The organism is uncultured Corynebacterium sp. (genome assembly GCF_946998835.1).
Lineage (GTDB): Bacteria > Actinomycetota > Actinomycetes > Mycobacteriales > Mycobacteriaceae > Corynebacterium.
The window spans coordinates 26,897-45,050 of sequence record NZ_CAMQAZ010000007.1 but is presented as its reverse complement, the minus strand read 5'-3'; the positions used below and the strand labels follow the sequence as shown (position 1 = coordinate 45,050).

The 18,154-nt window shown below is 59.3% G+C and carries 16 protein-coding genes; 6 read left to right on the top strand and 10 right to left on the bottom strand.

The genetic code is table 11. From position 1 onward, the window contains the following. Nucleotides 1-88 precede the first annotated feature (88 nt). Entirely contained in the window at nt 89-1,465 is a 1,377-nt protein-coding gene (locus Q0U90_RS03890; protein WP_297451908.1) for a hypothetical protein, read from the top strand. Between the two features lie 26 nt (nt 1,466-1,491). Here Q0U90_RS03890 and Q0U90_RS03885 read toward each other — a convergent pair whose 3' ends face one another. Next, entirely contained in the window at nt 1,492-2,019 is a 528-nt protein-coding gene (locus tag Q0U90_RS03885) for an HPP family protein (RefSeq protein WP_297451906.1), read from the bottom strand. Nucleotides 2,020-2,219: 200 nt separating this feature from the next. Between Q0U90_RS03885 and Q0U90_RS03880 the strand changes: the two genes are divergently transcribed. Together Q0U90_RS03880 and Q0U90_RS03875 are read left to right on the top strand one after the other, a co-directional pair. Further along, entirely contained in the window at nt 2,220-2,513 is a 294-nt protein-coding gene (locus tag Q0U90_RS03880) for an RNA-binding S4 domain-containing protein (protein ID WP_005510922.1), read from the top strand. Between the two features lie 3 nt (nt 2,514-2,516). Beyond that, nucleotides 2,517-3,398, top strand: coding sequence for a VOC family protein (locus Q0U90_RS03875; RefSeq protein ID WP_297451898.1), 882 nt, complete (start codon nt 2,517-2,519; stop codon nt 3,396-3,398). A 3-nt stretch (nt 3,399-3,401) separates the two neighbouring features. Here the strand turns inward: Q0U90_RS03875 and Q0U90_RS03870 are convergent, their stop codons facing one another. From Q0U90_RS03870 to Q0U90_RS03850, 5 genes are all read right to left on the bottom strand, one after another. Beyond that, nucleotides 3,402-4,166 carry an NYN domain-containing protein gene (locus Q0U90_RS03870; protein ID WP_297451896.1) on the bottom strand — a complete coding sequence of 255 codons (765 nt, stop codon included), beginning with the start codon at nt 4,164-4,166 and terminating at the stop codon, nt 3,402-3,404. Nucleotides 4,167-4,285: 119 nt separating this feature from the next. Further along, on the bottom strand, nt 4,286-5,482 hold the full coding sequence (locus tag Q0U90_RS03865) for an isocitrate/isopropylmalate family dehydrogenase (protein WP_297451894.1): 1,197 nt from the start codon (nt 5,480-5,482) through the stop codon (nt 4,286-4,288). Nucleotides 5,483-5,703: 221 nt separating this feature from the next. Next, nucleotides 5,704-7,503, bottom strand: a complete 1,800-nt coding sequence (locus Q0U90_RS03860; protein WP_297451892.1) for a phospho-sugar mutase — start codon at nt 7,501-7,503, stop codon at nt 5,704-5,706. 10 nt (nt 7,504-7,513) lie between these two features. Further along, complete coding sequence (gene deoC, locus Q0U90_RS03855) at nt 7,514-8,164, bottom strand: deoxyribose-phosphate aldolase (RefSeq protein ID WP_297451891.1); 651 nt, start codon at nt 8,162-8,164, stop codon at nt 7,514-7,516. Between the two features lie 117 nt (nt 8,165-8,281). Further along, the gene (locus Q0U90_RS03850) at nt 8,282-9,568 is read right to left on the bottom strand and encodes a thymidine phosphorylase (RefSeq protein WP_297451888.1); all 1,287 of its coding nucleotides are present in this window, start codon (nt 9,566-9,568) and stop codon (nt 8,282-8,284) included. A gap of 170 nt (nt 9,569-9,738) precedes the next feature. Here Q0U90_RS03850 and Q0U90_RS03845 point away from each other — a divergent pair, with 170 nt between their 5' ends. Beyond that, nucleotides 9,739-10,158, top strand: coding sequence for a cytidine deaminase (locus Q0U90_RS03845; protein WP_297451887.1), 420 nt, complete (start codon nt 9,739-9,741; stop codon nt 10,156-10,158). A 44-nt stretch (nt 10,159-10,202) separates the two neighbouring features. Beyond that, complete coding sequence (locus Q0U90_RS03840; protein WP_297451885.1) at nt 10,203-11,420, top strand: nucleoside transporter C-terminal domain-containing protein; 1,218 nt, start codon at nt 10,203-10,205, stop codon at nt 11,418-11,420. A 45-nt stretch (nt 11,421-11,465) separates the two neighbouring features. On the opposite strand, the gene Q0U90_RS03835 is transcribed toward Q0U90_RS03840, so the two are convergent. From Q0U90_RS03835 to Q0U90_RS03825, 3 genes are all read right to left on the bottom strand, one after another. Beyond that, nucleotides 11,466-12,659 carry a YihY/virulence factor BrkB family protein gene (locus tag Q0U90_RS03835; RefSeq protein ID WP_297451883.1) on the bottom strand — a complete coding sequence of 398 codons (1,194 nt, stop codon included), beginning with the start codon at nt 12,657-12,659 and terminating at the stop codon, nt 11,466-11,468. Nucleotides 12,660-12,813: 154 nt separating this feature from the next. Next, nucleotides 12,814-13,824, bottom strand: a complete 1,011-nt coding sequence (locus Q0U90_RS03830) for a sugar-binding transcriptional regulator (RefSeq protein ID WP_297451881.1) — start codon at nt 13,822-13,824, stop codon at nt 12,814-12,816. A gap of 207 nt (nt 13,825-14,031) precedes the next feature. After that, nucleotides 14,032-16,083: a M13-type metalloendopeptidase gene (locus Q0U90_RS03825; RefSeq protein WP_297451879.1), complete on the bottom strand. Its 2,052-nt coding sequence runs from the start codon at nt 16,081-16,083 to the stop codon at nt 14,032-14,034. 106 nt (nt 16,084-16,189) lie between these two features. Here Q0U90_RS03825 and Q0U90_RS03820 point away from each other — a divergent pair, with 106 nt between their 5' ends. Continuing rightward, nucleotides 16,190-17,089: a glycoside hydrolase family 25 protein gene (locus Q0U90_RS03820; protein WP_297451876.1), complete on the top strand. Its 900-nt coding sequence runs from the start codon at nt 16,190-16,192 to the stop codon at nt 17,087-17,089. A gap of 29 nt (nt 17,090-17,118) precedes the next feature. On the opposite strand, the gene Q0U90_RS03815 is transcribed toward Q0U90_RS03820, so the two are convergent. Further along, nucleotides 17,119-18,147 (bottom strand): TIGR00730 family Rossman fold protein, encoded by a 1,029-nt coding sequence (locus tag Q0U90_RS03815; RefSeq protein ID WP_297451874.1) that lies wholly within the window; start codon nt 18,145-18,147, stop codon nt 17,119-17,121. Between the last annotated feature and the right edge of the window lie 7 nt (nt 18,148-18,154).

Sequence of the window (18,154 nt, the reverse complement as noted above, 5' to 3'; positions counted from 1 at the left end):
ACGCTACGCAGAAGCTAGTAGAAGTAGGATCACATTGACAAAGAGTTCCGGAAACGCAGGGGCTGGGCTTCGGCGCAGCGTCTCGTGGATGATGCTGGGAAACCTGGGCGGTACAGCTCTAGTCGGCCTGATGGTTTTGGGTCTTCCGCGACTGCTAGCTGTCGAATCCTATGGTCACTGGCAGCTGTATCTCTTCTATGCGACATACCTCGGCTATGTGTCGCTGGGCATTGGCGACGGCCTGTACCTGCGATACAGCGGGACAGCGCTCAAAGATATGCCTTCAGCGCTCATCAGTTCGCATTTCCGATTCCTGATCCCAACAATTGTGATGTCCATGGCACTGTTGGCAGCAGTGGCCGTGGCCGTAGAGGACGATAGGACTCGTCTGCTGATTTTTGTATTAGCGGTAACGAGTAACGTTTTCTATATCCTGCGTGTCTTCATTACCTTTGTGTATCAAGCAGCCAATCATATGGAGCTGTACGCAAAGTCGCTTCTGATTGAACGAGCCATATTGTTCTTGGCTACGTTCGGTCTAATTATCGTCGGCGTCACCGATGTCATCGTGCTCGTGTCGATGGATCTACTAGCCCGAATAGTAGGGCTCGGCTACTGCATATTTGTCGCACGGTCATTGATTTTTGCCACACCTGTTCCGTGGCGTCAGGCCCGCTCCGAAATTTGGCTGACATTTGCAGGTGGCATTTTCATTGCGGCGTCATCCTTCGCAACGGTGCTGGTCGCTGGTATCGCTCGGTGGGGAGCAAACGTAGCTTTTGGCATTGCAGTATTTGCCCAAATTGCACTGGCTTTTTCCTTGGTCAATATGTTCCAGACCGTGCTGAACTCCGTGAGCCAGGCGTTGCTTCCTTCGATTCGCACGTATCAGGGAGATTTGAGTGCAGCATTTCTGCGAGCTCGCGATGTAATTAGCGTTGTTATGCTCGGCGCATTCGTAACCTACCCAATTCTCGCGTGGATTATGAAGTGGTGGTTGCCCGACTATGAAAGTCTGCCAATCTACCTGGCCGCACTTTTTCCGATGCTGCTGACTGAAGCTAAGTCGCGCTTGTTGGCAGTGCCGATTTTGCAGTCAACACGTAGAGAAAAGAGCCTGTCAGCTGCCACTATTTCCTCTTTGGTGCTGGCGATCATTGTGACGTGGATAGCCGCAGGTGTTGTCCAAAGTCCACTGTGGACAGTGCTCTCATTGACAATTGCAGTTGCATTCCGGGCTATCGTGCTGGAGATCATGGCAACACATGCATTACAGCTTCCAATAAACAAAAAGCTTGCTGCTGAAGTTGCGCTCTCAGTCATTTTCCTGTGGGCGACACTATTTAGCGAAACATGGGTTCCAACTGTGGTTTTTGCAGTGCTGTTGGCAATCTACCTGGCTGCATCTGTTATTGGTATGCGGCGCAGGGCCGTCGTAAAGCGGAGCGAAATTAGCGGCGTTTAATTTACTGTGGAGTTGCCCATCACCCATCACCACCAATATGTGGGATAGCGGAGGCCACGCAGTCGATTGGCAAGGATGCCCAGCACCACAATCATAATTGAGGACGCGAATACGAAGCCGAGAAGTCGCACGTCGCTGAAAATCTCCGAGCTGTGCGGCAACAGTACGGTGACTATGGCGGTGGCAGTGGCCGGGGAGTGAGCTGCCCGAGCAATGAGCATCAGCGCGAATGCAACACCGGCAGCAATCGCCGCAGTGATGATTGTGGAGCCCAAAAAGCGCGAGACCACAATGCCGGTTAGGCAGCCGATGAGGTGCCCAAGTACGACATTTCTCGGCTGCGCCAGAGGCAGGTTCGGGGCACCGACGATAAGCGCCATGGCGGCACCAATAGGGGGTAAAAACAGCAGGTCAGAGACTGAGTTTGAGATAAGTGCCAAGGTCATCAGCGGCAGACTCACGGCGACCGAAGCGGCGAGAATATGGCGCAGAGGAGGCCGAGGTGGCGCTTCGCTGGCGATGAGGGGACGCTTCGGAGACCGTGAATAGGGCATGGAAAGCATGTTAAGACGTGCCGCGCCGCCTGCGCAGGGGCTTCTAGGTTTTAATGAAAATAGAGGCTTTTGTGGGGTAGTGGAGGCGGGGTAGTAGCGGGGGCGGAAGCGTTGTTCCGTAGCATTCAGTTCAGGTGTTCCAAGCGCCCGAACGGAACCAAAACTCAACCATTTCCACTCGGTATGACACACTTGAGGGCATGGAGCCTATCGATGTCGCAATCCGAGATGAGTCCATCCGTCTTGGGCAATTCCTGAAGTTGGCAAACCTGGTGGAAACGGGCGGTCTGGCCAAGGAACTCATTGCTGAGGGACAGGTCAGTGTGAACGGTGAGGTCGACACCCGCCGTGGCAAGGTGCTGCGCCCGGGTGACGTTGTCTCGGTTGCCGGTATGTCGGCGCGCGTGGCCACTGCCGATGAAGTCGACGATGACTACTTTGATGAGGCCACCGCCGATGATGACTTTGATCCTGAAAAGTGGAGGAACCTGTAACTCATGCCCGCATTTCCCGCCGAATTTGGCATGCCCCTGCGCGTAGATTTGCTCTCCGCTGCACCGCGCAAGACCGAGCGCTTCTACCGCGGCGTTCTCGGATGGGCTTACCGCAACACCGCGCCGATTCATGAGGATGCCCGCGAAGCTTCCGTTGGTCGACGCATCGCCATGCTGTCCGGAATGCCGGTGTCAGTGCTGCTGGAGGCCGATAAGGACGCTGAGGACGCTTTCGTCAATCAGTGGCGTGTGAACTTCCATGTTGACTCCGCCGCAGGTGCCGTCGAAAAGGCGCGCGAGCTCGGCGCCGAGGTCTTCCAGGAACCGACCCCGCTTGTCGACGGATCCACGATGGCCGTCATTTCCGACCCCGCCGGTGGCCTGATTGGGCTGCTGGAACAGCCTGGAGAGCAGGCCTTCATCGCAGCGGGTGAGCCAGGCACCCCGGTGTGGTTCGAGCTGGTCGCAGGCCCGGAGGAGACCTTTGAGCAGGTCGCGGACTTCTACCGCAACTTCTTTGGCTGGGAAATCGCAGTGCGTAACAAGAATGAGCACGGCACTTTCGCAGTCGCGATGGAAGACGGCGCGCCGTTCGCTGGTTTGGTAGCCAGCTCGGTTGCCGCACAGACCGATGCGGCTGATAAGAGCTTCGTCGGCTGGCTGGCCTACCTCGGTGTGGAGAACATCGACACCGCTGTGGCCAAGGCTGAGGAGCTGGGTGGCTCTGTGCTCGTCGCCCCGCAGGCCACTGAGTTCGGCCCGCTGGCAACCGTGCAGGATCCGTGCGGTGCGGCTGTCGTGCTCTGTGAGGTGCCGCTGCCACCAGAGGAAGACATCCGCGAGTCCGACCCGCTGGAAGGCATTGACCTCAGCCAGTTCCAGTAGGAGCTAGAGCTCTTCTTCGTCGTCCTCGGGGTCCTGTTTTCCGGTGTAGTTAACGTGTAAAGGATCGTCTTCGTTTTTGGGTGGTTTGCTTACGCACTCGCGAATGCCATCAATGTGTTCGCTAAGGCTTTCGGTAATCGGGGCCCACATCGGGTCGAGAATGAAATCTATCCCAGATCTGCGGGCATGTTTGGCTGCAGGAACGAAATCGCTGTCGCCCGAAATCATGATGATTTGATTTACATGTCGTTGTTCAGCAAGAGAAGCGATGTCGAGACCGATTCGCATGTCCACTCCTTTCTGAGAAATATCAAGGGTGAAATCATTTTCGGTCAGCTGTGAAACATCGATTGCGCCACGGCAAAGCTTCTTGAGCGGAGCCTCTTTTAGGGTGTACCCACCTTGAGTTTCAAGAGGCTCTCCTCTTCTAATCGCAACCTTTCGTTTTTTAGTCAATGCAGCGAAGAAGTCATTGGTCCAGGTAAAAAGTTCACTTTTACCAAGGTTGACTTGTTGCCGGAGCAATGGGTGATAAACAACCCGTTGTGACGGTGGGCAGTCATAGTAAAAGATTCGGTACAGTCCAGCGCGCGATTCACGTATATGGCGATGGCAGTATTTGACCAGCTCATCAGCACGATTCTCTGCGTTCTTATGACCAAACAGTGTTGCCGCACGTTTGCGGTAAAAGCCACCATCAACAAGCACTGCTGTAGTGATTTCACGTAAAGGCACAGCCTGCGCAGCGTTATACCTGTTTTTACTCATACTTCTTGACCCTCCCCCTATGAGTAATCCCAGTCATCGGCGCTCTCCTTATCGGCGGAGGGTCAACGGCTGGGATTGATAGCGACCACTTTAATTGCGCTTCTTAATTGAGTCAATGTCTACAACCCCAGCTCTGCCCGCACTGCAGTCACAAACTCACTGGTTGTCGCGGTACCACCGAGGTCCAACGTCGGCGCGGTGCGAGTCGCGGCGTAGACGGCCTTGCGCAGCTTGGCTGCGGGCGCAAGCTCTGAGGCCGGTGCCCCAAGGTGCTCCGCGCACATTGCCGCAGAGAGCAAAAACGCAGCTGGGTTAGCAACGCCGCGCCCCGCAATGTCAGGCGCCGAACCGTGCACCGGCTCGAACACCGCGAAGTTGTCGCCCACATTTGCCGACGCCGCCAGCCCCAACCCGCCAATCAGTCCAGCACTGATGTCACTGAGGATGTCGCCGATAAGGTTCTCCGCGATGATGACATCAAAGCGCGCGGGGTCGGTCACCAGCTGCATCGCCACGGCATCCGCATTGGCAAAATCAAACGTGACCTGCGGATATTCCTCCGCCACCTCTTCAATCGCCCCGCGAATCACACGCGCAGACTCCCGCAGGATATTCGGCTTGTCCGCCACCGTCACCGTCGGCGTGGCCCCCGAATCCGGGTGCGCCGCCTGCTGTACGAGAGCCAGCTTGGCCGCCGCTTGCGCAAGGCGGTGCCACGCAAAGGACGTCGTCACGCGCAAAGAAACCGCAACGTCGACACGCTTATCGACGGCGCGAGCCACCGTCGAGTCCTCCGCCACCTCTGCCCACAGGTGGTGGTGCGGGGAGTCCGCCGGGGCATCGTGAGGCGGAAGGAGATAATCGTGGCTGTAGAGGCCCTCGGTGTTTTCGCGGACGATGGTGAAGTCGGCAGCCGCGCCGGGCAGAGTGACCGGGCGGATGTTGGCGAAAAGGTCGAGGCGCTGGCGCAGCTGGAGAACAGGGGAGCGGTAGGTCAGGCCGGTGCCGCGCAGATGCGGCGCTAGTTCTTCCTCGGCCTCGCGAGCGGGTTTGGAGGTAATCGCCGCGAGGAGTGCGGCATCGCTGCGCGCAAGAGTTTCCCAGGTTTCCTGCGGGACGGGATTGCCACGAGCGCACCACTGTGACCAGCCAATCTGCGCCTCGGTTAGTTCCCAGTGAGGGAAAATGTCGGCGATGAGCCCTCGGCAGGCATCGGTGATTTCGGGGCCGATGCCATCGCCGGGCAGGAGTGTGATGCGGCGCGGTGCCGCTTCTGGGGCAGTCGTAGGTTGAGGCGTAGGCTGGTCGGTTGTCATGGCACTTAGCCTATGACTGCAGCGTCTGCGCGTGTGTGGTTTGGTCTATTTTGGTAAGGACTGGGCTCCGAAATGAGGTGGTAAGCCTCGGGGCGAGCCTCAAGAAAGTGTGCGCGTTTATGACAGTTCGGGCACTAATTTTGGCTTCTTTTTGTCATAAACGAAGTCAGTAACTTATGAGCCGACCCGAGACGCAGGGCTGCATCCTGGCCAACCAGCGGCTACATCCCCAGAGTCCCCTTGAGCTCGGCCTTAATCTGGTCGAGACGTTCGGCAGCGGCTGCGTGAGGAATCGCGGCCTGGGTGCCAGTGTCCCCACTAGTGCCACCATCGCCATCAACCACCGGCAGCACGACCTCCAAGTAGCACTTCAGCTTCGGCTCCGTGCCGGAAGGTCGGGCAATGACGCGGTCGTTGGCCTCGGTGAGGATGAGGATGCCGTCGGTAGGCGGGATGTGGTAGTTCTCGCCCTTGGCATCGACCATGTCTAGGCCGTCATTCATGTCCGTGACCTGCGTGACCTTCGATCCGGCCAGCTGTGCAGGCGGGTTGGCGCGCAGGGTATCCATGCCCTTGGTGATCAGCGAGCGGTCCTCAACGCGGAAGGTCAGCGGGGCGGTCTTGTAGAGGCCGTGGGCACGGGCGACATCATCCAGCAGGTCTTGAATGCCCAGCCCATGGCCCTTCAGCCGCGCCACGGCATCGGCGACACGCACCGCCGCAGATACACCATCCTTGTCGCGAACGACTGCCGGGTCAGTGCAGTAGCCAATGGCCTCCTCGTAGCCGAAGATGAGCCCGTCCACGCCTGCGATCCACTTGAAGCCGGTCAGGGTAGCGCGGTAATTGAGCCCATGACCTGCGGCAATTTTGCCCAGCAGGCGCGAAGACACAATCGAGTTGGCCATCGTAGCCGGGAGCTCCGCACCTTCATCATTGGTCACGGTCACAATCCCGCGGGCCTCGGCATCCGCACCGATGACCTCACCCAGGAATGCGCCGATGTCATCGCCGGAGAGCTGTCGCCAGCCACCGTCGACGTTGCGGTCCGGAATAGCTACCGAGCAGCGGTCCGCATCCGGGTCAGCCGCGATGATCACATCCGCGTCTTCGGCACGCGCCAGCTCAAACGCAAGATCCAACGCGCCGGCCTCCTCCGGGTTTGGAAACGACACTGTCGGGAACTCCGGATCCGGTGCGAACTGCTTCTCGACCACGTGGACATTCGAGAAACCTGCCGCGTTCAGTGTGCGCACGATGGTTTCGCCGCCGACACCATGCATCGGGGTGAGGACAATCTTCGCCGACTGATTTTCTTCGCTTGACGACGTCGTTGCGAGCGCAGCCGCCCGTTTCACATAGGCATCCAGCAGTTCCGGGCCAACCTGCTCGACGGCATCGAAGTTGCGCGGGACCTCATCAGCTGGTGGGGCAGCGGCGATGGCTTCCGCAATTTGCTTGTCATGAGGAGCAATGATCTGGACACCGCGGCGGGAGTCCGACTCAACTGCGCGGCCACCGAGGTAGACCTTGTAGCCATTGTCCTTCGGTGGATTGTGGCTGGCTGTGACCATAATGCCGGCATCCGCGTTTAGGTGGCGCACGGCGAAGGCGGTCACCGGAGTCGGCAACTGCTGTGGCAGGGCCAGGGCCTTGCCGCCGGCAGCGGCGACAACGGCTGCGGCATCGCGGTGGAAATCAGCGGAGCCGTGGCGGGCATCGCAGCCGATGACCACGGTGAAGTCGTCGCCCACAATGTTCTTTAGATGCGCAACCAGGCCAGCGGTGGCACGGATGACCGTGGCGCGGTTCATGCGGGACTGGCCAGCGGCAACGACACCGCGGAGCCCTGCGGTACCGAATTTGAGTGGACCGGCAAAGCGGCTTTCCAACTCGGCAATCGCATCGGGGTTGGTAGCCTTGGCTTCGTCGTAAAGCGAGGAGAGCTCGGCGGCGGCGGCCTCGTCCGGGTCGTGGGCAATCCAGTCGGTGATGGTGGCTTGTAGTTGTTCGGAGAGCATGGGGGTGCGCCTACTTCAGACCGTCGAGGACGGCGGCGGTGGAGGAAAGGCCCAGGCGGGAGGCGCCGGCGGCGATCATTTCCTCGGCGGCTGCGGCATCGCGGATGCCACCGGAGGCTTTGACTCCCAGGCGGTCGCCTACAGTTTCGCGCATGAGCTTCACCGCGTGAGCGGAAGCTCCGCCGGCCGGGTGGAAGCCTGTGGAGGTCTTGACGAAGTCTGCGCCTGCGGCCTCGGAAGCCTTACAGGCGGCGATGATTTCCTCATCAGTCAGAGCGGCGGATTCGATGATGACCTTCAGGATCTTGCCCGGAATGGAATCGCGAACAGTCTTGATTTCGGCCTCGAGGTCGTCGAAGCGATGTTCCTTGGCCAAAGCGATGTTGATGACCATGTCGATTTCTTCAGCGCCATCGACTACAGCGCGGGCGGCCTCGGTGGCCTTGACCTCGGCCTTCACCGCACCGGAGGGGAAGCCGACGACAGTGGCGACGTGCAGACCCTCCGGGACCTCGACCGGCAGCTGCGAGGGGGAGATGCAGATGGAGTAGGTGCCAAGCTTCGCGGCTTCGTCGATAAGAGCCCTGACCTGGTCCGGGGTGGCCTCTGGCTTGAGCAGGGTGTGGTCAATCATCTTGGCAACATCAGCGCGGGAAGTCATGGGGGAAATCAAGTCCTTTCGGAGGTTTGAGAGAAAAACTAAAGGGGGAGTAGCGGAAATAGGCGGCGGGCTCGAGGTGAATTCGAGGGGGAGCCCCGGGGCCCGCCAGTAATTTTTTTAGGACACGCGATCGAGGATAATCTCACGCTCGCCAGTCGGCGCATTGTCGCCGATTTCAATGCCCGGCTCGATGGACTCTAGGGCGCGCTCGAACTTATCCGGAGTTTCAGTGTGCAGCGTCAGCAGCTTCTGGCCCTTGACCACCTTGTCGCCCGGCTTAGCGAAGATCTCAATACCAGCCGTGGCCTGCACCGGATCGTCCTTGCGGGCACGTCCCGCGCCCAAGCGCCAGGAACCAACGCCGAGTGCCAGCGCATCCAACTTGGTCAGGTAACCGTCGGCCTGCGCAACCACGTCGTGCGTGTGAGGTGCCACCGGCAGCGCGGCATCCGGGTCGCCGCCCTGAGCGCGGATCATCTTCTTCCACGAATCCATAGCGCGGCCGTCCTTCAGAGCCTGCGCCACGTCGGCGTCGTGCACACCAGCCAGCTCCAGCATGTTTCGGGCCAGCTCGCAGGTCAGCTCCACGACGTCTGCGGGGCCGCCGCCGGCGAGAACCTCCACCGACTCGCGGACTTCGAGGGCATTGCCGATGGTCAGGCCCAGCGGTGTAGACATGTCGGTGAGCAGCGCGCGGGTGTTCACGCCCGCGTCATTGCCCAAGTCAACCATGGTGCGAGCCAGCTCACGGGCCTGATCCAGGTCCTTCATGAACGCGCCCGAACCGACCTTGACATCCAACACCAGGCTGGAGGTGCCTTCCGCAATCTTCTTGGACATGATCGACGAGGCGATCAGCGGAATGCAGTCCACCGTAGAGGTGATGTCACGCAGCGCGTAAATCTTCTTATCCGCAGGTGCCAGGCCCGCCCCGGCTGCTGCGACGACAGCGCCGGAATCCTCCAGAATCTGCATCAACCGGTCATTTGAAACATCTGCCTGCCAGCCCGGGATCGACTCCAGCTTGTCCAGGGTGCCGCCAGTGTGACCGAGGCCGCGGCCGGACAGCTGTGGGACAGCCACGCCGTAGGAGGACACCAGTGGGCCCAGTGGCAGCGTGATTTTGTCGCCGACACCGCCGGTGGAGTGCTTGTCCGTGGTGGGCTTGCTCAGCGATGCGAAACTCATGGTCTCGCCCGAGTCAATCATCGCCTGCGTCCAATCCACAATCTCCCGGCGGTTCATACCGCGGATGAATATGGCCATGTTCAGCGCCGCCATCTGCTCATCGCCCACGACACCACGAGTGTAGGCATCGATGACCCAAGCGATCTCTTCCGGGCTGAGTTCACCGCCATCTCGCTTTACTCTGATGACGTCAACTACATCGAACTTTTCAGCCATTGTTCGCTCCTTTTATTAGCGATTGTGCTTAGCGATATTGGTCTTGTGAACTCTGCTGATTCCGATTATCATCAGCTGTAGAACAAATGTCAATAGCTAACTTTCCATTTGTACCTACATAATTATGTTTGCATAAAACACCTCGAATAGTCTCGGGGAGGGAGGGCACAATGTCCCACATCTCAGACGAAGAACTGCTGGCCAAGGCCTACGCTGCCACGGAAAACTCGTATGTCCCCTATTCAGGTTTTCCCGTCGGTGCCGCACTTTTGCTTGACGACGGCACGGTGGTCACCGGCTGCAACGTGGAAAATGCGTCCTATGGGTTGACCAACTGCGCAGAGCGCACAGCGGTGTTCCGCATGGTCGCGGAGCGCGGTGGCAACCACACGATTGCGGCCTGCGCCATTGTCGGGCGAAAGGCGGCCCCCTGCCATCCATGCGGTGCCTGCCGGCAGGCCCTGCACGAGTTCGGGTGCAAGCGCGTCATAGTGGAGTCCGAGCGTCCTGCAGGTGCCGGCTTGGGCGCTCCGATCAGCATTGACTTCGAAAAAATTCTCCCCTACGCCTTTGGTCCCGAAGACCTGTAGGCACCGTCACCACAGCCTCTTTTATCAGAAAGAAGACCTAAGCCATGGATAGATTGCAAGGCTTACTGGGCATCATCCTCATCATCGGATTTGCCATTGCTATCTCAAAGAACAAGAAGGCCATTAACTGGCGCACACTCGGCGTTGGCTTGCTGCTGCAAGCGGTATTCGCGCTGGTAGTGCTGAAGTGGGAACCTGGCTTCCAGGCGCTGAAGAGTGTGGCCGGTGCCATTGAGAAGATGATCGACTTTACAAATGAGGGCACCTCATTTGTCTTCGGTAATCTTTTCGACGGCACGGGTAAGAACTTCGTCTTCGTGCTCAACGTGTTGCCAGTGATTATCTTCCTGGGCGCCGTCCTCGGTGCCCTCTACTACCTGCGGGTAGTGCAGTACTTCGTCGAATATGTCGGTTCCGCGCTGAAGTTCATTATGGGGACATCGAAGGTGGAGTCCGTCTTCGCTTCCACGGTGATTTTCCTCGGGCAGTCGGAGGCTCCGCTCGTCGTCAAGCCGTATATTCCGAAACTGACCAAGTCGGAGCTATTCGCATGTATGTCGGGCGGTTTTGCGTCGGTGGCCGGATCGACGTTGATTGGTTACTCCCTGCTCGGCGCGCCGCTGGAGTACCTGCTGGCGGCATCGGTGATGAACGCGCCGGGCTCTCTGCTGATTGCGAAGACCTTCTGGCCGGAGACCGAAGAATCCGACCTGGATGCGTCGGTGAAGGATGTCCGCGATACCGAGTCGAAGAATGTCATTGATGCGCTCGGATCGGGTGCGCTGGCCGGTGGCCGGATCGCTGTGGTCGTGGCCTGTCTGCTGATTGCGTTTATCGCTGTCATTGCGATGCTGTCGGCGATGATTGGTGGCATTGGCGGTTGGTTCGGTCAGGACAACTGGTCACTGGAGGGGCTGTTTGGTCTGATCTTCGCGCCGATTGCCTGGCTGATTGGTGTGCCATGGGAGAACGCAGGGCTGGTCGGTAGCTTCATCGGTGAGAAGACGATTCTGAACGAGTTCGTCGGTTACACCTCGTTCTCTGAGCATGTCGATTCGCTGGATCCGAAGTCCATCATGCTGGCAACCTTCGCTCTGGCTGGCTTCGCCAACCTGTCGTCGATTGCGATTCAGATTGGTTCCTTCGGCGCGCTGTCGCCGGAGCGTCGCGGTGAGATTGCCAAGAATGGTCCGCTGGCGCTGATTGCGGGTCTGTGCACCAACCTGCTCAACGCTGCGATTGTGGGCGTGATTGCGCTGTAGCTAGACGCCGTGCGGTTAGGTACTTAACCCCACGTAACGGCCCTGCTAGTCAATCTTCTTGAAGGGATCGGTAGGAGGGTCGGTCTCAGCAGTAGGCTGCGAGGAAAGCTCATCGGTCGCTTCTGCGGGCAGTGTATCCAGGCTGTCGGGTTCCTCAGTTCGGAACTCGGCCGCCTGGTTTTCTAGGTTCTGGTGGATCTTCTGCTCGCCCTCAGCAGCCGCGATAGCCCGAGGTGGCAGCAGGATGTATCGCTCCGCGGGCAGGCCTGCGCGCAGTTGGCGCATCCGCTCAATTTCAGCATCCAGTTTGAAGCCGAAGACCACGACCACATTAATGCTCCAGAGTGCGGTCATCAGCGCGATAACCGCACCCATGGCGCCGTAAGGGTTCGAAGCCGCAAAGTTAAACAGGTACAGCTGCAGCGCTTTGCCAATAATCAGCGAGCTGATAATCGCCAGTGCCGAACCGGCGCTCAACCAGCGGAATTTGCGCATCCGCACGTTCGGCGTGAAGTAGTACAGTGAGCCAATCAGAATCATCGACATCAAGATAATGACGGGCCACCGTACCCAGCTCCAGACGGAGATGGAGAAATCAATAATCTGGCGCGTGGTTGACTCAATACCTAAGGGCCTGGCAATCGGCTCCACGATGGTGATAACCAGCTGGTCATTGACAATGATCGAAATGAGCAGCACCACCGTGCCAATTAGCAGTAACAGCGTAATGGCGATCATAAGCAGGTGGTAACGAACCAGTGTGCGGCCTTCCGATACGCCATAGATGGAATTAGCCGTGCGCGAAAAAGCGCGCGTATACGCCGACGAGGAAATCAGAGCAAGGACAATACCGATAGTCAGTGCGACAAGACCGCCGGTGGCGGAGCCGATAATCGTAGAAATGACATTGCGGATTGTATCGGCATACTCAGCCGGGACATAGCTGGTGATGAAGTCCTCAGTCAGACGGTTGAGATCGTCGGTATAACCGGCCAACATCAGTGTGGCAATCGAGTAAATCGCCAACAGCGCCGGTGCGAAGGTCAGCACCGTGTAGTAGGTCAACTTCGCGGCCGCGTCGAAACCGAGCTCCAAGAAAAATTCGATACCCGCACGCTTGAGGGCGTAAAGAGCCCCTTTCCACCCCACGGGCGGCAACTTCTTCGCGGACTGAGCAAACGATGCGTCCGCAGACTCGTAGGCCTGGAGCGTGTGCTTAATCTGCTGTGCTGGTGACACCTAAAGAATTGTCCTCTCCGACCGGGCAGCGGCTGCGGTACGTGTGCGGAATATGCACTGACATGCAGGCTCGCTTAAGTCTAACGGTCGAAGAGGACAAAGACGCTTCTCGGGCCCGGGTGTCAGTCCTTTGTACTGATGCGTCCCGGGACGGTTATTCCGTGGCAGTAAGAGGGGTGGAGCTATCAGGGGAGTCTGGCGAGCCTGGTGCAGCCGGTGCAGCCGGTGACTCCAGCGCAAGCAGCCGTTCTGCGGTCGCGTCATCGATGACCAGGTGAGTAGCCAAGTTCGTTCGGAGTGCCACATCGATGGCCTCGGCCTTGTGCGCGCCACCGGCGATGAGTACACGCGTTGGAATCCGGCGTAGATCCGTAAGACTGATTCCCACCGTGCGGGCATCGACCTCAGGCAGGGCGATACCGCCGTCAGGGCGATAGAACCGCGAACAGGCATCGCCTACTGCGCGCTCGACAAGCAATTCCTTTTCGACTTCCGACAACTGCCCCAAATTCAAGGCCAGCGAATCCTGGTCAACGGCACCGACAGTGAAAACTGCAATGTCTACCGTCCGACCGAGCGCCAACACGCTGGCGATGAACCGATCTTGTTCCACGATGCGCTTCGTCTCAACCGAATCGAAAATCACCGGTAGCGGCAGCGTACGGGCGTAGGCGTGGAAGGCATGGCAGAAAGCGCCAATCGTGCGGATATCATTCGTGGACTTATCGGAATGACTCATGCCACCCTTGAGCTGCACAATTTCCACGCCCGAGACATCCTTGGGCTTCAGCTGCGTGGATACGGAGTACATGGTCTTTCCCCACGAAACACCGAGAAGGGTACCGTCTACCACCAGCTCGTCGAGAAGCTCGGCGCCCACACGCCCCAGCTCGCGGAGCAGCACGGCATTGCCAGCGCGTGCCGGTTGCGCCAAGCGGACATCGTTGAGCTTGTAACGATCCCGCATCTGTGTGGCGGTCTCTGAGGCTTCTTCGCGCGGATCGTGGATTTCAATGCGCACATATCCGCGTTCGCGGCCGAGATTGAGCAGCTTAGAGACCGTTGGGCGGGAAACTCCGAGCTCTTCCGCAACCTGAGACTGCGTGAGCCCCTCGCCGTAATAGAGTTTGACAGCGGTGAGGGCTTGAATGTCGCGATTGTCCACGGCGGCTTCCTCCATCGAGTGCACTGAGCAAGCGCACTGACGAAAGAAGACCCGGTTGATGGGACTCCTGCCCGACTCTGGCTCTGCCCGACTGCGGCATCGGGAAAGTGTGCGCCTCACCTGTGATTTTAGTTCCACGTTTGCAAAAACAAAAAGTGAGCTTTTGCATTTGTAGTAAACGGTGAGACGTTGGGTTTCCTAGGAGCGCTACCAGATATTCACGCGCTCACTCGGCTCCCGCCACATGCCATCGCCCGCCGAGGTACCGAAGGCCTCGTGGAACTCATCGATATTGCTGGCAATGACGTTGCAGCGGAACTCCGCCGGTGAGTGCGGGTCAATCGCAAGCAGCTGGCGCGCGAACTCCGGACGAATCTTAGAACGCCAGACCAGCGCCCACTGCTTGAACAGGTCACGGTAGGTCTCCGGGGTGTCCTCCAGGCCGAGTTCGTCACCGCGGGCAGCGAGGAACCGTCGGAAAGCGACGACGGCAATGCCGAGGCCACCCAAGTCACCGATGTTCTCGCCCAGGGTGAAGCGGCCATTGACACCGGGCAGGTCAGCGTCCTTCTTGCGCTCTTCGCGCTCCTCAGCCTGCTCGCGCAGAGCCTGCGGCACCAGCCCCTCGTACTGATCCACCAGTGCGGAGGTCAGCTTCTCAAACGCTGCGCGATCCTCATCGGTCCACCACTGGTGGAGGTTGCCGTGGCCGTCATACTGTGAGCCCTGGTCATCGAAACCATGCCCAATCTCGTGACCAATAACCGCGCCGATGCCGCCGAAGTTCTCCGCCGGGGAAGCATCCGGCGAGAAGAACGGCGACTGCAAAATCGCAGCTGGGAAAGTGATGTCATTGACCACCGGATTGTAGAACGCATTGACCGTCTGCGGAGTGCCATGCCACTCATCGCGATTGGCCGGCGTGCCCAGCTTTGCGACCTCATAATCGTGCGCAAAAGCGCTGGCAGCACGGGCATTGTCCATCAACGAATCCCCGAGCTCCATCGCCGAGTAATCACGCCAGCGCTCCGGGTAGCCAATTTTGGCCTTAAACAACGACAGCTTCTCCAGCGCCCGTTCCTGCGTCGCCTTCGTCATCCACGGCAGCTTCGAAATACGCTCTCGGTATGCCGCCAGCAGGTAGTCCACCAGTTCCAGGACCTGTTCCTTGTACTCCGGCGGGAAGTGCTTTTCCACATACAGCTTGCCGACGTCATGTCCAACCGCCCCGTCCGCAAAGGCAACTCCACGCTTCCAGCGTGCACGCTGCTCGGTCGAACCCTGCAGGGTGCGGCCATAGAAGTTGAAATTCTCCGCAGAGAAGTCATCCGACAGGTAGGCAGCACGCTGGTGGAGAACGCGCCACAGCGCCCACAGGCGCAGATCTGCCAGGTCAGTGTCCTGCCACAGCTTGCTCAAGTGCTCGAAGTACGACGGCATCATCACCACGATGGTGTCGATGGCAGTCTGGTTCGTCTCATTCACGCCGGTAGCCGCGAGCCATTCCGCGACCGGGAAGCCGGTGGGGAGGTCTGCAATAGCTGTCTTGTTATAGGTCTTCAGCGCGTCGCGAGTATCGACCACATTCCAGTGACCAGCGGCAATGCGCTTTTCAAAAGCCACGATGCGCGCCGCCGCAGCGGCCGGGTCCACCAACTCGAATGCAGAAAGGGCGGTGGAGAGGTCCCCCGTGCCGTCGTCACGCGAGGAGAGGAGCTTCAACATAGTGGCAACATGCTGCTCATAGGCGGCAAGCGTGTCGGCGTGACCAGACTCGCGGTAGTAAGCCTCATCCGGGAGACCGAGGCCCGACTGCAGCAGGTAGAGAGCATCCAGATCCGAGCCGGAATCCTTCTCCACCCAGTACCCGAGCGCGCCGCCGACACCAAGGCGGTCGAGGCGGCCGAGTGCCAACGCCAGCTCATGCGCGTTCTCGGCGGAGGCAATCAATTCTAAATCCTGCGCGAGCGGAGCAGCGCCGGCGTCATTAATAGCGGCTTCGTCCATAAAAGAGTTGTACAAGCGAGCGACGCGGGAATTCGGATCTGCGTCGGCGGCAGTGGTGATGAGCTCGCGGACGTTTTCCTCGGCCTCATCCCTCAGCTTGTAAAAAGCGCCATCGATAGGGCGGTCAGCCGGAATGACGTGATTGCTAATCCACTGGCCGTTGGTGGCCAAGTAGAGGTCATCCTGCGGGCGAGGCGTCGTTGAGGATGGGGACGTTGCGGACTGGGGTTCCGTATTAGTGCTATTTGTCATGCCGCCAGTCTAGGGGCAAGGCCGGATTGAGACTGTAACTGGAGGGGTGGAATGTATTTAGTCTTACAAATGGGACTGAAGTGATTTCGGGGGTAAGGTGCAAACCATGAAATTTCTTCCACTTTCCGCGACTGCGGTGCCGAAGCGACGTCGGGGTCTCGCTGCTCTGGCAGGCATCGTGGCCGTTGCCCCGCTCACCTTGGGTGTTGTTACGCCGGCAGCAGCGCAACCACAGGATGGATCCTCCTACTCCAGCCCGTCCACTGAATCCTCGATTGGCTGGGTGCCCAGCTCTGAGTCTCAATCCTCTGAGGCCCAATCCTCCGAGAGCTCGTCGGTAGCAGCGCGCACCGGTTTCTACATGGGGCCGAACGGCGTGGACGTCTCCAAGTGGCAGCGTCCAGGTGGCGTCGCGCTGAACTGGGAAAAGGTTGCAGCCAGCGGCCAGAAGTTCGCTTTCATCAAGGCCACTGACGGCGTCGAGGGACACCAGAAATACTTCCTTGAGGACTCCATCGCAGCAGCGAAGGCCGGCCTGTACGTGGGCAGTTACCACAAGGCTCACCCGGATCGCTCCGCGATTGCGCAGGCCGACCAGTATGTGGAAGCACTGCAGCAGCGCGACGAGCAGGTCTCCACGGATAAAACCCTGCCGCCGGTTCTGGACATCGAGTTGGACAACGGTCTCAACCCGGCCCAACTGCAGAAGTGGACCAAGGATTTCCTCGAGCGCGTCGAGGAAAAGACCGGCGAAACCCCAATGATTTACACCTACCGCTGGTTCTGGCAGAACCCGATGGGTAACTCCACCGACTTCACCGACTACCCGCTCTGGCTGGCCGCATACGAAAACAATGCCCCGACCTCGCTTCCGGGCGGCTGGAAGAGCATGACCTTCTGGCAGCGTTCCTCCACCGGCCGCATCGACGGCATTCCAACCGTCGTCGATGAGGATGTCTTCAACGGCACCGAAGCAGAGCTGCAGCAGCTGGCTGCTGCGCACTAGTTGCGCACTAGCGCGTTGTGGGGGGCGGGCTAAAACTTCGTCCGCCCCGCACGCCACTGAATCAACGCAGGCAGGAGCTTGTCGACGTCGTCGACGACAATAAGCGCATCGAGAAGCTCAGGCCGCACAAAGCCCGCATCCACAACACTGCGAAGTAGCGCCAACAGCGGCTCCCAGAAGCCCGCGGGCCCCAAAAGTGCCACCGGCTTGGAGTGAATCCCCAGGTGCTGCTGGGTCCACACTTCGAAGAATTCCTCCAGTGTGCCCGCACCTCCGGGGAGTGCAACAAAAGCATCCCCGAGCTCATACATCCGCGACTTTCGGTCGGCCATCGTCGCGACAGTTTCCAGGTGAGTCAGCCGCGGATGGGAAATTTCCTTCTTGACCAGGACCTCCGGGATGACACCGGTGACGCTGCCGCCGTCGTCAAGCGACGCGTTAGCAACCGTGCCCATAAGACCGATCGCCGCGCCACCGTAGACGAGCTCCACCCGATTTTCCGCGAGTGTCTGGCCCAGGTGTTCGGCGGTGACGCGCCAAGCGGGGTCGTTGCCGAAACCAGAGCCACAGAAGACGGTCAGCGATGACAGTGTGCGCTGTGGCTGTTCACGACGGGCGGCGAGCTCGGTAAGCTCTTCACGGAGTTTCGGCAGCGTGGTTTCAGCCAGCATCGGAGCGATTTTTCCGGTCGGCAGCCAGGGGTCGAGCCAGCGAACCTCCTCGATTTCGGCGTGCGGCTGAACATTCGCCAATTCGTCGGTGAACTCGCCGACATAGCGCACATGATGGCCGACGACCTCGAAACCCGCCTCGTTGGCGGCGGCGGCACGGGCGACGTTCCACGGTCGCAACAGCGACAGATCAATGTCCACGCCGAGCTCCTCGGAGACCTCACGGGCGGCAGTGACCTCCGGGGCATCGACGGATTCGCCCGGCTCGAACTTGCCGCCGGGCAGCATGAACGTGTCCGTACCCCGCTTGCGGACGCACAAAACCCGCCCCACCGGGTCAGTCACAACCATTGCGGCGACGACGATGGAACGGGTTTGTGCAATCACTCGGAAC

What these genes read in the sequence shown, in the direction of transcription:
- Q0U90_RS03890 (WP_297451908.1), top strand. Translation starts at nt 89, where the DNA reads ATGATGCTGGGAAACCTGGGCGGTACAGCTCTAGTCGGCCTGATGGTT.
- Q0U90_RS03885 (WP_297451906.1), bottom strand. Translation starts at nt 2,019, where the DNA reads ATGCCCTATTCACGGTCTCCGAAGCGTCCCCTCATCGCCAGCGAAGCG.
- Q0U90_RS03880 (WP_005510922.1), top strand. Translation starts at nt 2,220, where the DNA reads ATGGAGCCTATCGATGTCGCAATCCGAGATGAGTCCATCCGTCTTGGG.
- Q0U90_RS03875 (WP_297451898.1), top strand. Translation starts at nt 2,517, where the DNA reads ATGCCCGCATTTCCCGCCGAATTTGGCATGCCCCTGCGCGTAGATTTG.
- Q0U90_RS03870 (WP_297451896.1), bottom strand. Translation starts at nt 4,166, where the DNA reads ATGAGTAAAAACAGGTATAACGCTGCGCAGGCTGTGCCTTTACGTGAA.
- Q0U90_RS03865 (WP_297451894.1), bottom strand. Translation starts at nt 5,482, where the DNA reads ATGACAACCGACCAGCCTACGCCTCAACCTACGACTGCCCCAGAAGCG.
- Q0U90_RS03860 (WP_297451892.1), bottom strand. Translation starts at nt 7,503, where the DNA reads ATGCTCTCCGAACAACTACAAGCCACCATCACCGACTGGATTGCCCAC.
- deoC (WP_297451891.1), bottom strand. Translation starts at nt 8,164, where the DNA reads ATGACTTCCCGCGCTGATGTTGCCAAGATGATTGACCACACCCTGCTC.
- Q0U90_RS03850 (WP_297451888.1), bottom strand. Translation starts at nt 9,568, where the DNA reads ATGGCTGAAAAGTTCGATGTAGTTGACGTCATCAGAGTAAAGCGAGAT.
- Q0U90_RS03845 (WP_297451887.1), top strand. Translation starts at nt 9,739, where the DNA reads ATGTCCCACATCTCAGACGAAGAACTGCTGGCCAAGGCCTACGCTGCC.
- Q0U90_RS03840 (WP_297451885.1), top strand. Translation starts at nt 10,203, where the DNA reads ATGGATAGATTGCAAGGCTTACTGGGCATCATCCTCATCATCGGATTT.
- Q0U90_RS03825 (WP_297451879.1), bottom strand. Translation starts at nt 16,083, where the DNA reads ATGACAAATAGCACTAATACGGAACCCCAGTCCGCAACGTCCCCATCC.
- Q0U90_RS03820 (WP_297451876.1), top strand. Translation starts at nt 16,190, where the DNA reads ATGAAATTTCTTCCACTTTCCGCGACTGCGGTGCCGAAGCGACGTCGG.